Annotated in this window: 10 protein-coding genes; 3 read left to right on the top strand and 7 right to left on the bottom strand. The window is 33.3% G+C overall.

Features of this window, described 5'->3' with window-relative positions; translation table 11 throughout:
- Positions 1-277: 277 nt before the first annotated feature.
- Positions 278-1,555, top strand: a complete 1,278-nt coding sequence (locus JE46_RS12710; protein ID WP_031455668.1) for a replication-associated recombination protein A — start codon at positions 278-280, stop codon at positions 1,553-1,555.
- Between the two features lie 12 nt (positions 1,556-1,567).
- Here the strand turns inward: JE46_RS12710 and JE46_RS12705 are convergent, their stop codons facing one another.
- From JE46_RS12705 to JE46_RS12690, 4 genes are all read right to left on the bottom strand, one after another.
- Positions 1,568-2,323, bottom strand: coding sequence for a hypothetical protein (locus JE46_RS12705; protein ID WP_031455667.1), 756 nt, complete (start codon positions 2,321-2,323; stop codon positions 1,568-1,570).
- A gap of 91 nt (positions 2,324-2,414) precedes the next feature.
- Positions 2,415-3,101, bottom strand: coding sequence for a YjjG family noncanonical pyrimidine nucleotidase (locus JE46_RS12700; RefSeq protein WP_031455666.1), 687 nt, complete (start codon positions 3,099-3,101; stop codon positions 2,415-2,417).
- Between the two features lie 3 nt (positions 3,102-3,104).
- Positions 3,105-3,794 carry a RadC family protein gene (radC, locus tag JE46_RS12695; RefSeq protein ID WP_031455665.1) on the bottom strand — a complete coding sequence of 230 codons (690 nt, stop codon included), beginning with the start codon at positions 3,792-3,794 and terminating at the stop codon, positions 3,105-3,107.
- Between the two features lie 13 nt (positions 3,795-3,807).
- Positions 3,808-4,269, bottom strand: a complete 462-nt coding sequence (locus JE46_RS12690) for a GNAT family N-acetyltransferase (protein ID WP_031455664.1) — start codon at positions 4,267-4,269, stop codon at positions 3,808-3,810.
- Between the two features lie 89 nt (positions 4,270-4,358).
- Here JE46_RS12690 and JE46_RS12685 point away from each other — a divergent pair, with 89 nt between their 5' ends.
- On the top strand, positions 4,359-4,994 hold the full coding sequence (locus tag JE46_RS12685) for a DUF1287 domain-containing protein (protein ID WP_031455663.1): 636 nt from the start codon (positions 4,359-4,361) through the stop codon (positions 4,992-4,994).
- An 86-nt stretch (positions 4,995-5,080) separates the two neighbouring features.
- Here the strand turns inward: JE46_RS12685 and JE46_RS12680 are convergent, their stop codons facing one another.
- Both JE46_RS12680 and JE46_RS12675 read right to left on the bottom strand, forming a co-directional pair.
- A complete protein-coding gene (locus tag JE46_RS12680) occupies positions 5,081-6,436 on the bottom strand; it encodes a UDP-N-acetylmuramate--L-alanine ligase (RefSeq protein ID WP_031455662.1) in 1,356 nt (451 codons plus the stop codon).
- Between the two features lie 64 nt (positions 6,437-6,500).
- The gene (locus JE46_RS12675; RefSeq protein ID WP_031455661.1) at positions 6,501-7,193 is read right to left on the bottom strand and encodes a tetratricopeptide repeat protein; all 693 of its coding nucleotides are present in this window, start codon (positions 7,191-7,193) and stop codon (positions 6,501-6,503) included.
- A 129-nt stretch (positions 7,194-7,322) separates the two neighbouring features.
- Between JE46_RS12675 and JE46_RS12670 the strand changes: the two genes are divergently transcribed.
- On the top strand, positions 7,323-13,874 hold the full coding sequence (locus tag JE46_RS12670; protein ID WP_051872881.1) for an alpha-2-macroglobulin family protein: 6,552 nt from the start codon (positions 7,323-7,325) through the stop codon (positions 13,872-13,874).
- A 161-nt stretch (positions 13,875-14,035) separates the two neighbouring features.
- Here the strand turns inward: JE46_RS12670 and JE46_RS12665 are convergent, their stop codons facing one another.
- Entirely contained in the window at positions 14,036-16,180 is a 2,145-nt protein-coding gene (locus tag JE46_RS12665; protein ID WP_031455659.1) for a S46 family peptidase, read from the bottom strand.
- Positions 16,181-16,230: the final 50 nt, after the last annotated feature.

The raw sequence follows: 16,230 nt of genomic DNA, 5'->3' as shown, positions 1-16,230 counted from the left end.
CTTGATAATAGGCATTAAATCCTTAATTACTATTCTGAAGCTTATTCAATAAAACTGACAAAGTCCTAATCAGGGCATAAGTAGCAAACTTTGATAGAAGAGAAGGTTCACTTTGTCAGTTTGGTTGTTGATTAAAATTACTTTAAATCTTCCTAACAAATCTAAAGGATGGAAGCGGCATCCTTTTTTGGCTTTTTCTGCCAAAAAAGATATAGCTGACAGCAGGAAATAGCTCCTGAAAAAATTGAATTTAAATTGAAACTCGTAATTTTGTAAAATGGAAGCACCTTTAGCAGAACGCATTCGTCCACAGAAATTAGAAGACTACATTAGTCAAAATCATTTGGTTGGGCCAAACGGATCTTTAACACAACAAATTTCGAAGGGAATTATTCCGTCGTTAATATTCTGGGGGCCACCGGGAACCGGAAAAACTACTCTTGCTCAAATTATCGCACAAGAATCCAAACGCCCTTTTTATATTTTGAGTGCAATAAATTCAGGAGTGAAAGACATTCGGGATGTTATTGAAAAAGCAAAACAAAGCGGTGGCTTATTCACAGCTAAAAATCCAATTTTGTTTATTGATGAGATTCATCGATTCAGTAAATCGCAACAAGATTCACTTTTGGCTGCTGTCGAAAAAGGCTGGATTACATTAATTGGTGCAACGACAGAAAACCCCAGTTTTGAAGTGATTCCTGCCTTATTATCACGTTGTCAGGTTTATATTTTAAATGCTTTTACAAAAACCGACTTAGAAGCTTTACTGCATCGTGCCATGAAAACGGATACCGAATTGGTTACCAAAAATATTACTCTAAAAGAAACCGAAGGACTTCTAAGATTATCTGGCGGAGATGGCCGAAAACTATTAAATATTTTTGAGTTGGTAGTTAACGCTTCTGACAGCAATGAAATCATTATTACAAACGATAGGGTTTTTAAACTTGTTCAGCAAAACACTGTTTTGTATGACAAAACCGGAGAACAGCATTATGACATTGTTTCTGCCTTTATAAAATCAATTCGTGGAAGCGATCCAAATGGCGCTGTTTACTGGCTCGCCCGAATGATCGAAGGCGGTGAAGATGTTAAATTTATTGCCCGAAGAATGTTGATTTTATCAAGTGAAGATATTGGAAACGCCAATCCTACTGCCTTCATTATGGCAAACAATACCTTTCAGGCAGTTTCTACAATTGGTTATCCTGAAAGCAGGATTATATTAAGCCAATGCGCTATTTATCTGGCCACCTCACCTAAAAGTAACGCATCTTACATGGCTATTGGAAATGCACAGCAATTGGTAAAACAAACCGGTGACCTGCCTGTTCCGATTCATTTGCGCAATGCTCCAACAAAACTAATGAAAGAATTAGGTTATGGTGAAGACTATAAATATTCGCATGATTATGCCAATAACTTTGCCGAACAGGAATTTTTGCCTGATGCTATAAAAGAAACGGTTCTTTATAATCCAGGTCATAACTCAAGAGAGAATAGTAACCGTGAATTTTTAAAGAACCGTTGGAAAGATAAATATGGTTATTAAACCAAATTATATTTAAAATTTAACTGAAACTTTTTCAGAAACTAATTTATCATTTTGATAATATTCAAAAAACCACTGATTATCTTTTGAATTCAAAGTTCCCTGAACACCATCTTTTATTGCTATGTATGAATCCGGACGGGAGGTTTTAAGTAATTTCATAACCACTTTTGGTGTTTTATCAATTAATTGATATCCATTTTCAGTTGGTTGTGCATACAATAAATTTGGATCAGAAACATCTGCAATTGGTGTAGCAACTTGCGTAGAAACTGAACTTGCAGTAACTGTCTGGGCATTCACAGCAACATTTGAAGCAACTCCAGAAGTTATTATTGCAGTTTTTCCACTATACTTGTAATTCAAACCATATACAGATATAAACGCCATATCTAATGATTCACGATAGGCTGTTTCATATTCTTTCTCTTTGCTTTTGCCGGTTTCAGAAGTATGAACTACTTTTCCGTAACAATCTTTAAATTCTACAAAAAGTTTTGTTACTAAAAATGCATTGTCTCTTTTTACATCAGCATACAACAAATCACAGCGATTACCATATTCAGCTGGAATCTGTTCATTTTCATAAAAAGCCTGAAAACCTGCTTTTATTAAATTTGCCTTTGTCATAGTTGACAGCCTGTATGGGTTGATCCCTTTTGCAAAATCAAATTTAATAGGCACAATAACAGCTTTATAATCATTAATTGATTGAGAAAAACCTAAAGCAGAAATAAAAAGTGTTATTAAAATAAGTTTAATTTTCATATATGTAAAATTTATTTGTTAGCGGTCACATATCGTATCACCTATATTTATTAAGGTTTACGACAACTTGTTATAATGGCGATTTTCGTAATTATAAATACTTTTTGAGTTCTAATAAATGATTAACTTGTTTAATATTATCCGGAGCTTGAATTCTTTTATCATTAAAAAAGATAGCATCTAATCCTGCATTCAGGGCACCGTTAACATCAGCATCAAGACAATCACCTATCATAATACAATTTTCTTTCGAAGCATTGGCCGAATTAATTGCATAATCAAAGATAATACTATTTGGCTTTTTTACACCTGCCAGTTCTGAATTTGTAATTGTACTAAAATAATCACGCAAAGCTGCATTGTTTATTTTTTTTTCCTGAACAGTAGCAAATCCATTTGTTATGATGTGTAATTTATACTTTGATTTTAAATAGTCTAAAATCTCAATCGTCCCATCAAAAAGATGATTATTTTCTGTCAGAAATTCTATATAATCATTCGCAATCTGATCAATATCTGCATCAGAAATAACAATATTTAAGGCATCGAAAGAAAACTTTAATCTGTTGTAACGCAATTCTAAATGAGTAATTGCATCATTTTGATATAATTTCCAACAGGCCTGATTTATCGGAATATATTTTTGGATAAAATCCTGACATTTGATTTCAGGAAATTTGCTTTTAAAAATTCGGTCAAAAGCCATTTCTGAATTTCGGTCAAAATCCCAAAGTGTATGGTCTAAGTCAAAAAATATATCAGTAATATTTGTATGCATGGTTTATAAAATTCCTTCATCTACAAAACTATAATATTTTGTTTCAGTAATAATCACATGATCCAAAACTTTAACATCTAAACTATCTCCTGCCATTTTTAATTTTTTGGTAATGTGTTTATCTGCATCACTTGGAATCAAAGTGCCAGAAGGATGATTATGGCATAAAATTAACCCTGTAGCACCCGATTCTAGTGCTAATTTAAAGACCAGACGAACATCAACAATAGTTCCGGAAATACCTCCCTTACTTAATTGAGATTTTAAAATAACTTTATTTGAATTATTCAGAAAAAGCACCCAAAATTCCTCATGAGGAAGTTCACCAATGACAGGCTGCATGATTTCAAAAACCAACTTACTGGATGTGATTTTTGTTAATTCAACTGAATCCTCTGCCCTACGTCTTCTGCCCAATTCTAATGCTGCAATAATAGTAATAGCTTTAGCCTCACCTATTCCTTTAAAATCTATCAATTGGGGAATAGACATTTTGCCTAACGAATTCAGGGTATCCACACTTGCCAAAATTCTTTTACTAAGATCTACTGCTGATTCATTCCGGCTACCGGAGCCAATCAAAATGGCAATTAATTCGGCATCACTCAAAGCATTTTTGCCTTTCAGCATTAGTTTTTCACGTGGACGGTCGTCTTCTGACCAGTTTGTAATAGGAAAATGTGCTACTTCCATTCAGGGCTATATATTAAATAATGTTCTTGCTCATACAAATACTATTTGTAAGGCCTACATAAGGTTCATAATTTTCAATTATTTCGAAACCCATTTTTTGATACAGATTAATTGCTTCCAGTTGCTTATACAAAGTTTCTAAAATCAACATCTTAAAACCTTGTTCAATTGCTTTACTTTCAACCTCCTTAATAATGCGCTGAGCTATTCCTAACCCTCTTCCTTCTGGTAAAACAAACATTCTTTTCAATTCGGCAGCAGTTTCATGATACTTTTTAAAACAGCCACAACCCACCGCTTTATCATCTAAATAAACGATAACCACATTTGGATTGAATTCAATTACGTTATTACCCCAATAATCCGTTTTTAATTCAGGATAGCGTTCCCACAAAAAAGTATCAAAGGTGTTGTATAAAAATATGAAATCAGGATTTTCGCTTGTTGTATGAACAACTTTAATTTTTTCAGGCATATAGTTTTATCAATATTTTCAAAAATAAGAAAAATCATTCATTAAAATGCATTTGCTATTCTGATAATCCTTAATTTTAAAACAAAAAAATGAAATTCAACTATATCTTTTTAATCATGATTTGCCTTTTTTCTTGTAATCAAAAAGAAAACAGCAATTTAGCTATTAAAAACAACAACCCTGTCGTAAAAACTTTCGAAGAAAAACTTTCAGAAGCGGCAATATCTATAATTGACCCTTCGATAGATTATGATCCAACTTATTTTGCAATAGAATACCCAAATGGAGACATCCCGGTAAATAAAGGTGTTTGCACCGATGTTGTTATTCGTAGCTATCGAAAATTAGATATTGATTTACAAAAAGAAGTACATGAAGACATGATCGAAAATTTCTCTAAATATCCAAACTTAAAAAAGTGGGGAATGACCCAGACCGATACCAACATAGATCATCGCAGAGTTCCTAATCTAGAAGTTTTCTTTGAAAGAAAAGGAACAAAACTACCTGTTTCTGAAGATGCAAGAGATTATAAAACAGGAGAAATTGTAACCTGGATGATTAATGGAAAGTTACCTCATATTGGAATTATCACAAATAAAAAATCAGAAGACGGTAAACGAAATCTTATTGTTCATAATGTTGGTGGCGGTCAGGTTTTGGAAGACTGTTTGTTTGAGTATAAGATTGTGGGACACTTTAAATACGAAGGGGCTTCAAATTAGAGAATGTGTCAATTAGATAATTTTAAAAAAAATGCCAACTGCATAGCAATTGGCACATTATCAAATTATCTGATTAACGAATTAATTTACTCAATCAAGGTCTTAACTTCATCGAAATTCAAACCTCCATAATTACCTGAACTCATCAAAAGCAAGGCTGAATTGTCCAGATTTAAATTGAATAGATATTCTTTGAATTCCGCTGGATTGGTATAAATAATCAAATCTTCCCTATTGAAAGAACTTGCGATTTGTTCGTAAGTCACTTCTTCTAATTGTTTAATTTTTACAGCATCAGGTGAGTAAAACACAACAGCAACATCAGCATACTCTAGTGCACCCTCATATTCTTTCAGAAATTCGGCATTTAAACTGCTGTAAGTATGAAGTTCTAAACAAGCTACTAAAGTTCTGTTTGGATATTGCTCTTTTACTGCTTTTGTAGTTGCAGCTACTTTACTTGGTGAATGAGCAAAATCTTTATAGGCGACTTTTCCTTTTCCTTCAGCGATTTTTTCTAAACGTTTTGAAGCTCCTTTAAAACTTGCAATTGCTTCGTAAAAATCGGCTTCGTCAACACCCATATTCTGACAAATCCATTTTGCTCCGGCAAGATTATTTAAGTTATGTGCTCCGAAAACTTCGATTGGCATATTACCTTCAGGGGTTTTTAATAACGTTACACCATCGCTTACCGAATATTCCGGCGTATGATAAGGAAGTTTACGAATTGGATTTGTTGCGGCCTCAGAAACACGTTTTACTTCAGAGTCATTTTCGTTGTAAACCAAAATTCCGCCATTTGTAATTTTAGAAATAAAAATTTCAAACTGTTCTACATAATTTTCATAGGTTGGAAACACATTGATATGATCCCAGGCAATCCCTGAAATTAAAGCAATATTAGGCTGATATAAATGAAATTTAGGGCGACGGTCAATTGGAGAAGACAAATATTCATCTCCTTCTAAAACCATAAAATCATTTTCTTCTGTTAAATGCACCATGGTATCAAAACCTTCTAACTGTGCTCCCACCATATAATCAACCTCAATATTATGATAATGCATTACGTGCAAAATCATCGAAGTAATTGTCGTTTTTCCATGAGAACCACCAATTACAACACGGGTTTTATTTTTAGACTGTTCGTATAAAAATTCTGGATACGAATAAATCTTCAAACCTAATTCCTGTGCTATTAATAACTCAGGATTGTCTGCTTTGGCATGCATTCCTAAAATTACTGCTTCAATATCGGCAGTAATTTTTTCAGGAAACCATCCCATTTCTGCAGGAAGAATTCCTTTTTTTTCTAATCTTGATTTTGAAGGTTCAAAAATTGCATCATCGCTTCCTGTAACCTGATATCCTTTGTTATGCAACGCTAATGCTAAATTGTGCATCGCACTTCCGCCTATGGCGATGAAATGTGTTTTCATTTAAAATTTCAATTTTTAAGTTCTAAATCCTAATTGTTTTCAGAATTCAGTATTTGAGATTTGATTATTTCGAGTCAAATTTTCGTTTTAATTCATGAGCTTTTTTAGGCTCTTTTAATTTGTTCAAATATAAATTATATAATTTTTGAAATGTAACTTTTGAATTGCCAATTTCATGTGCTTTTTTATAATTTTTTTCGGCCGAATCGTATCTTTTAAAATATTCTTCGATTCTTCCTTTGGACAAATAGCCGTCAACAGGCGAAATTTTCGCCAGTTCATTTGAATAGGATATTGCCTTTGATTCGCTTCCGCCTAAAATTCCGGGCAGCTGTAGATAAATTTCAATCAAAGCCCATCGGGCAGGAATGTGTTTTTGATTGAGACTAATCGCTTTTTCAAAAGCTTCTATCATATCATCTACCATTCCAAAAGCCTTTATTTTATTAACTTCATTGGCTCTCATCGCCAGGCAGCCTCCAAATTTATAAAAATAATCAGCCTCAGCAGGTTTTAACTCTTTCAGTTTTTTGAAATATTCGGCTCCCTTCATCCATGATTTCTGATAAGCTGCAATTTCACCCAAGTATTCAAGAGTTTTTATATCTGAGGGTCTGGTTTTTAAAATTCCTTCAAAAAGAATTTGGGCTTCGTCGTATTTTTTAGCATGAAATAATTTTTCAGCTTTTTCAAAATTTGATTGTGACCAAATCAAAATTGGTACTAGCAAAAAAAGAAGCTGCAGAAGTTTTTTCATAACTCAAAAATAAGGAATTATAAAATGTATATTTTGCTTTTAGATATAAATTAGTAATTTGTACGAAAATTATTTACTACTCTCCCAACCTTTTTTAGAAAAAGATACTCTATATAAGAAAACCCACTTATGAAAAATATACTATTTGCCTTCCTTTTATTTTCAACAGTCATTTTTGCACAACAAAATAATAAAAAATGGGACAAAGTTATTGCTTTTGAAAAAGAAGGTAAGGTCAAATCGGCCAGTGAAATAGTTTCAGGAATTTATAAAAAAGCAGTTTCAGAAAAAGATGAAGTGCAAATGATAAAATGTTTTTTTTATCATTCAAAATACCTATTGGTTATTGATGAAAATGCCCAAAACAAAATTCTTAATAATCTTAAAACGGATATTGGCCGGGTTTCAATTCCATCAAAAGCAATTTTGAACTTAATTTATGCAAAATGTCTAAATGATTATTTTAAAAGAAACGAATATAAAATCAGGCAAAGAACTAATATTGAAATTCTTGATGAAGACTTTCTAACCTGGACAGAAAAAAACTTTATTTCCCAAATAAACCAAGCTGTCAAAAGAACGCTAGAAAATGAAAGTGCTCTAAAAAATACGCCTCTGACAAAATATGAATTGATATTTGATTATCCTTCTTCCGCAGAATTCAAAACTGAAAATTTGCTTAATTATATAGTAAACGAAAGCATTGGCATTTATACTCAAAAATTACGTAATTGGGAAATTTCGAAAAGTGCCTTTATACCACATAAAAAAGATTTCCTTGGCAATTCTGAGAGTTTTACAAAACTAAATTTAGATTTTATAACAAATGAAAACCTTCATCTTGTAATTTCTTTATATCAAAAAAAAGAAAGCAACAATCCAACTTCGGAGAATCAATTTGAACGCTTACTTTTCTGCAAAATGTTTTTATTTGGTTTTGACAATGATTATTTGAACGCGCTTAACAAACTTCAAAAACAAGCGGAAGACAAAATATTAATTCAAAAAATTCAACTTGAAAAAATACAACGTTTGTTGTCGTCGGCATCGAAAAATGTAAATCCAGATTATAACACCAAAGCTGTAGCGATATTGGACAGCATTATAGCAGTCAGCAATAGATCCAACGCCTACAAAACTGCAATAAATCAAAAACAAATCCTGCTTTCAAAATCGATAAATGTTCAGGCTCAAAAGTACACTTACAGCAATGAAAATACGCGTGTTTTTATTCAATACAAAAATGTAGAGGAACTTAAGATTTCTTTCTATAAAATCGACCAGAAAAAAGCACAATTTTTCAGCAAATATGAAAAATCAAAAGATACTGAGGCAGAAGAAATTACAAATAGTAAACAGCCTGAAGTTTCGGAAACTTATCAATTAAAAAATAAAAAAGATTATTTTGAGCATTCTACAGAAGTATTGCTGCCACATTTAAAAACAGGTTCTTATCTTGTTAGTTTTGAAAGTGAAAGTGATGCAAAAAATCAGAAAGCGTTTGCATATGAAACTATTACCGTATCAAATCTTTCGATTACGGCATCAGAAAGTAATTTGACAGAAATCTATCAGGTTTTAGATCGAAAAACAGGAAAACCATTGGAAAATGTAGTGATAAATTCGCCAAGATTTTCTGCTAAAACGAATCAAAACGGAATAGCTTCCTATAAAAAATCAAACAACAACCGTAATTACGAAACGATTCAATTCTCTTTAGAAAATGATACTATTTCATTCAACAGCAATTACCTCTCAAGAAGCGATATTTATAAGGAAAAAAAAGCGGATAATTTAAAAGGAAAAGTATGTTTCATTCTGGATCGCGCCATTTATCGTCCGGGTCAGACTGTATATTTTAAAGGAATTGCAATTCAGAAAAACAACGAAAAAACAAACGTAGTTACAAATACCGGTTTTAGAGTTATTGTGGAAGATGCAGATTACAATGAAATCAAAAACCTGGAAATGACGACAAATGAATTTGGCTCCTTTTCGGGAGAATTTATTCTGCCTAAAACCGGATTAACCGGCTCTTTTAAAATTAAGGCTATAAAACCTATAAATTATGATAAGGACGAACGTTATAACAAAGAGCGAACAGAAAATTCATTTTGGAATAAAGTAGATTTTGAATATTCACAAACCGATTTTAAAGTTGAAGAATACAAACGTCCAAAATTTGAAATCAAATTTGATCCTAAAAAAGAGACTTTCCAGGTTAATCAATCTGTAAAAATAAAAGGTTCTGCCAAAGCTTTTGCAGGAAGTACTATTTCCGATGCTGAAGTAAGTTATATCGTTACACGTTATACGAGTTATGCCCGAAATTATTACGGTAGAGAAGATGAGGAAGAAATTGCTGATGGCGAAACAAAGACCGATGCTTCAGGTAAATTTGTGATTGATTTTACAGCTTTGCCTGACGAAGATACACCAAAAGAAAATTTACCAATTTTCACTTATGAAATTGAAGTTACGGTAACTGACATTAATGGCGAAACGCACGATTCTAAAACTACTGTAAAAGTAGGTTATCACGATTTGATTTTAGAAGCCGCGCTTCCTAATAAAATTCAGACCAAAGATAAAAATGAAATTATACTGACCAGCACAAACCTAAATGAGGAATTTAAAGTTGCAAAAGGTGAAGTGAAAATATACTATGTCCGTCCGTTTTTAAACAAATTTAAAACAAGGGATTTCGAGAATCCAGAAATCGAAACAATATCAGATCAGGATTTTGAAAGACTATTTGCTTACGAAATTACGGGAAAAGAATTATTAACGACTCCAAAAGAAATTTTACTCTATTCCAAAAAAGTGGATACTGAAAAAGACAAAACTATTCCACTTGACTTTATTTCAAATTATAAATCCGGATTATATAAAGTCGTTTTTAGTGCCCGGGACAGTTTCAACAATCCAATTGAAACAACTACCGATTTTGAGCTTACGCAAAACAAAGACAAGTTTAATCCAGGCAAATTATTTTCGGCGCAACAAATGAATACCGATCCAAAAAAAGATGGTTTTGTTCAGCTGAAAATTACTTCGCCAATTTCAGAACTTTATATTACAACTGCAGGAAATTATAAAAATGAATTATATTTTGAAGAAACAAATCACCTTCAAAACCATGAAACTATTGTTAAAATTCCACTTAAATCAGAATTTGAAAAAAAATTAAAAATAAGATTGGAAAGCATTTTTGAAAATCAGGTTTTCAATGATGAATTAGAAGTTATGCTAAAAACTGAAACGCCAAAATTAGAATGGAAAGCAGAAACTTTTAGAAGTAAAATCGAACCGGGAAGCAACGAAAAGTGGTCTTTTCAATTAAAAGCCAGCAACACAAAAAAAGAGGCCGAAATTTTAGCTTCTATGTATGACAGTTCTTTAGATAAATTTACGACACAAGACTGGAGCAGTCCTGAATTTTATGAATACAATTACAATTCGGCTAACAGAAAAACGACATTCGGTTTTGATCGAATCTATAAAACAATACCAAATCTAAATGCTTACTTCCCTAAAATTCAGTATAGCAGTGAATCAACAAATTTAATTTGGTTTGGATTCGATTTTAATACTCCAAATGCTACTTATCTTCAAACCCAATATTTAAAACAACTGGATAAAAAAATAGAAAAACCGGCAAATGCTAAAATGATTTCAGGAATTCTCACTGACGAAACCGGTTTACCAATTCCTGGTGCTTCAATAACTATAAAAGGAACAAAACGAACATCTGCTTCAGATTTTGATGGCTATTATGAAATTGAAGCCGTAATTGGCGAAGAACTAATTTTCTCCTTCCTTGGCTTTAAAACAATTTCTGCAATTGTGACAAATACAAAAACTATAAATCAAACTTTTGAAAATGACTCAAGTGAACTCAAGGAAGTTGTAGTTGTTGGCTATGGCACCCAGAAAAAACAATCTCTTACGGGCGCTATAATGCAAGTCAAAGCAGAAATTACTTCCGCTAATGCTGACACGTTAACGATGCTTTCCGGAGTGGCTGCAGGAGTAGAAATTGTATCAAATGATGAAAACAATCCGGAATATTATTTTAGAACAAGTAAAATAAAATTTATCCCAGGCAAAAAAATTATCAGCGGACTTACTAATATGGTTATTGATGAATCCATATTATATATCATCGATGGAAAAATAGTAACTGTTGAAGAATTTAAAAAACTAAATCCAACAGATATTTTAGATATGGCAGTTGTAAAAGATGAAGAGGCAAAAGCCAGTTACGGAGTTAAAGGCGAACACGGAGTCGTTATTATCACAACAAAAAAAGCCTTAGAAGAATTAACACAAGTAAAAGCCAGAAAAAATCTTTCTGAAACCGCTTTCTTTTTACCTCATTTGAAAACCGATGCTAAGGGAAATGTAAGTTTCAACTTTACTTCTCCTGAAGCTCTCACCGCCTGGAAATTGCGTTTATTGGCACATAATAAAGATGCGGTTTCCGGTTATTTAGAGAAAAGCGTCATTACACAAAAAGAATTGATGGTTTTGCCGAATTTCCCTCGTTTCCTTAGAGAAAAAGATACGATTGTAATCAGTGCCAAAATTTCAAATGTTACCACCGAAGCAAAAACCGGAATAGCCAGTTTACAATTCTTTGACGCTGTAACCATGCAACAAATTGATGCCAAAATGCTGAATACGAATAACATTAAAAACTTTACCATTTCAGCTTATGGTAACACAACAGCAAACTGGACCATTACAATTCCTGAAGGTTTACAAGGCGTTCAATATCGAATTGTAGCCAAATCAGGTAATTTCTCTGATGGAGAAGAAAACATCCTTCCAGTCCTAACTAACAATATGCTTGTTACCGAAAGTATTCCGGTTTGGGTACGTGAAAACTCAGTAAAAGAATACACTTTTGAAAATTTAAAAAATAATACTTCAAGCACTTTAAGAAATCACCAATTCACACTGGAATATACGTCAAACCCAACCTGGATTGCCATTCAGTCATTACCTTATTTGATGGAATATGAACACGAATGTGCCGAACAGACTTTTGCCCGTTTTTATGCAAATGCACTCGCTTCTGAAATCATTTCGAGCAATCCTAAAATCGCAACTGTTTTTGAAGACTGGAGAAAAAATGGAAAACTGAATTCCAAGTTAGAAGAAAACGAAGAATTAAAATCGATTATTCTGGCAGAAACACCATGGCTGAATGATGCTGCACAAAGCGAAGAGGAAAAGAAAAAGAATCTGGCTCTTTTGTTTGATTTAGAAAAAATGAAAACATCGCAGGAAGCTACTTTTGAAAAACTAAAAAAGAAACAAAACAGCTCCGGAGGTTTTCCATGGTTTGAAGGTGGCGATGAAAGCGAATATATTACCAGACATATTTTGGCAGGTTTAGGACATTTATCAAAACTGAGTAAAGATGAAAGCAATGTTTCTAAAATGGATGAGATTGCTAAAACCGGAATTCCGTATTTAGATCAAAAGTTTTTAGAATACTATAAAACGAGAACCCGTAACTTAAAAAAAGGGGACAAATTATTATGGTTCAATCCGTATTCTGATTTGCATTATCTCTACACCAGAAGTTTTTATTTAGAGAAATATCCGCTTTCAGATACTTTAAAAAAAGCAACGAAATTATATCTGGAAACTGCTAAAAAAGAGTGGCTGAATTATTCCATTTACGAAAAAGGTCTGGCTACATTGACTTTAAATCGTTTTGGAGAAAAAGAAATGGCCAAAACAATTATCGAAAGTCTGAAAGAAACTGCCTCCAATAACGAAGACTGGGGTATGTACTGGATTGCCAACAAAGCAGGCTGGTACTGGTATCAGGCTCCAATTGAAACTCAGGCATTATTGATTGAGGCTTTCGCCGAAGTGACGAACGACACAAAATCTGTTGATGCCATGAAAGTCTGGTTATTAAAAAACAAACAAACTAAAAACTGGCCAACGACAAAATCAACAACTGAAGCGATTTATGCTCTATTGATGCAGGGAACCGACTGGCTTTCTGTAAAGGACAATACATTTATTAAAATTGGGGATGAAAAAATCTTAACCAAAAAATTAGCTGAAAACGAAAAAGAAGCTGCAACCGGTTATATTAAAATGAACTGGAAAGCTGAAGAAGTAAAAAAAGAAATGGCTTCAGTAAAAATTGAGAATAAATCTAAAGTTGCAGGATTTGGAGGTCTCTACTGGCAGTATTTTGAAGATTTGGATAAAATCAAAAATAATTCAGGTCCGGTTTTATCAGTTTCAAAAGAATTGTATCTGAAGAAAAATACTTTGAAAGGTGATGAATTAGAAAAAATAACAACTAAAAATCAATTAAAAACCGGTGATCTGGTTACCGTACGATTAATTATTTCTGCAAAAGAAGACACTGAATACATTCATTTAAAAGATATGCGTGCTTCCTGCTTTGAACCTGTAAATGTACTTTCGGAATACCAATACAAAGACAGACTTGGTTATTATATGAGTACAAAAGATGCTGCGACTCACCTCTTCTTTGATCATATTAATAAAGGAACTTATGTTATTGAATACGACATCCGTGTCAATAACAGTGGTGAATTCTCAAATGGAATTACAACAATTCAAAGTATGTATGCTCCTAAATTTGCAAGTCATACTAAAGGAATTCGAGTGAAAGTAAATTAGTTAAAATTCTAAGAAGAAATTCCAAATTTCAAAAGAATGCAGTAAAGATTTTCCCCCCACGAATTTTATTTAATTAATTCGTGAATTCGTGGCGGAAAAAAAATCAAAAAGCCCGATAGATTTTAGGAATCTATCGGGCTTAATTTTATAATAAACTAAGGTTATTTTGTAATCGTCAATTCGTCGATAATGTTTTTAGCTCCGGCGTATTTGTCAATAATCCAAAGTACATAACGAATATCTACGTTGATTGTTCTTTGTAATTTAGAGTCAAAAATTACGTCTCCAGCCATGGCTTCGATGTTACCGTCAAAAGCGATTCCGATTAATTCTCCTTTTCCATTAAGAACGGGTGAACCAGAATTTCCTCCGGTGATATCATTATCCGTAAGGAAATTGATTGGCATGTAACCAGCTTTATCAGCATATTGTCCGTAATCTTTTGCTTTGTTTAATTCTAACAAACGAGCCGGTAAGTCAAATTCCTGATCTCCTGCTTTATACTTTTTCACCATACTCTCCATGGTAGTATAATTGTTGATTTTAGCATCATTACGAGGATCTGCAGGCAAAGCACGAACTTTTCCGTAAGTCAGTCTTAAAGTTGAATTTGCATCAGGATATTTTACTGTATTCAGTTTTGATTCTCTTAAACCTTCAACTAATACACGGTAAGCAGTTGCAAATCCGTCGTCAGCTTTTGCCTGATCATCTGTTTTAGTACGATATTTTGTTAGTAAATCAGTAGAGATAATATACAAAGGATCAAGTGGAAGAGCAGCCGGTTTTGGACTTGCTAAGTATTGTAAAATTTTTTCTTTAGAAGTAAAAAAACTTGTTTCAGTTGCTTTTGCTATATCAGCAGTAAAGTCACCGTTGTTAGCCGCTTTCATTTTAGCAATTTGTGGTGCCAAACCATATTCAGCTCCTTTTGCAGCATATAAATTTAATTGTGCCGTTAATACATCTTTTTCTAGCGGAGCATAAAATTCACCGTAGATATCTTCAACCATCGCGTTGATTTTCGGCAGCATTTCTGCTTTTTTAGCATCATTTTCTTTAGAGTATGCTATTAATGCATTTCCTAAATTGGCAGGCCCGGTTGCATACGCTGAAGTACGCAAAAGCTGAATCAGGTAATTATCGTGAGTCGCTTTTAAATTTGTTTCTCTGTAATAATCATTAATTGTTGGAATAACATTTTCATACTTTTCCTTATTTGCAGGTTTACTTGCCCACTCATAGAATTTATCTTCCTGTGCTGCTTTTATGTCTACTGTTCCTGCTTTTGTCAAGGCATCGATCATACCTTGACGGTTTTTCCAGTAATTGGCAGTCGAAGCATATTTTGAAGCATATTGTAAACGAACAGTTGCATCTTTATCCATATACTTTTTCATTTGGTCCATTCCGGTTTTTGCACCTTCAACCCAGGCAGGATAAGCATATTTTATGTTTTGTTCGATTCCGCCTGCAGGCATCCAACGGTTCGTTCTTCCCGGATACCCTAAAATCATGGCAAAATCATTTTCTTTTACTCCTTTAATGCTTACTGGCAGATAGTGTTTTGGCTGCAAAGGCACATTGTCTTTAGAATATTCTGCAGGATTTCCGTCTTTGTCAGCATATACTCTGAACATTGAGAAATCTCCTGTCTGACGAGGCCATTCCCAGTTGTCAGTGTCTCCTCCAAATTTACCCACACTTTCAGGAGGTGTTCCTACTAAACGAACATCTGTATAATCCTGATAAACGAAATAATAATATTCATTTCCCTGGAAGAAAGGACGAACAGAAACCGTATATTTTCCGCCTTCGTTATTTTCCTTTTCGATCAAAGCGATTTCCTGCTGAATGATTTTATTTCTTTCGGTCTCTGTCATTGTAGCATTCACTTTTGACAAAATTCTTTTTGAAACATCGTCCATACGCACAAAGAAACGAACGTACAGCGATTTTGGTTTCATCTCGGCACTTTTTTCTTTTGCCCAAAAACCATCTTTTAAATAGTTTTGCTCAGCAGTTGAAAGCTCGGCAATCGCGTCATAACCACAGTGGTGATTGGTTAAAACCAAACCGTTTTTAGAAACGATTTCAGCAGTACATCCTCCGTTAAACTGCACAATAGCATCTTTTAAACTGTGGTGATTAATGCTGTAAATTTCTTCGGCTGTCAATTGCAAGCCCATTTTCTGCATATCCCTGTGGTTCAGTCTTTCAATAAACATTAAGAACCACATTCCTTCGTCAGCTCTTACGGGAAAAGCCATAAGACACATCGTCAAGAATAAAATTATTTTTTTCATGTTATTTTGTTTAAGTCTTGCGAAGATAATTCATTTTCACAATCATAACA

The sequence above is a fragment of the Flavobacterium chungangense LMG 26729 genome, from assembly GCF_000735715.2.
GTDB classification, from domain to species: Bacteria; Bacteroidota; Bacteroidia; order Flavobacteriales; family Flavobacteriaceae; genus Flavobacterium; species Flavobacterium chungangense.
Note: the sequence above shows the minus strand (reverse complement) of the source record. Positions and strands in the feature narration are given on the sequence as shown.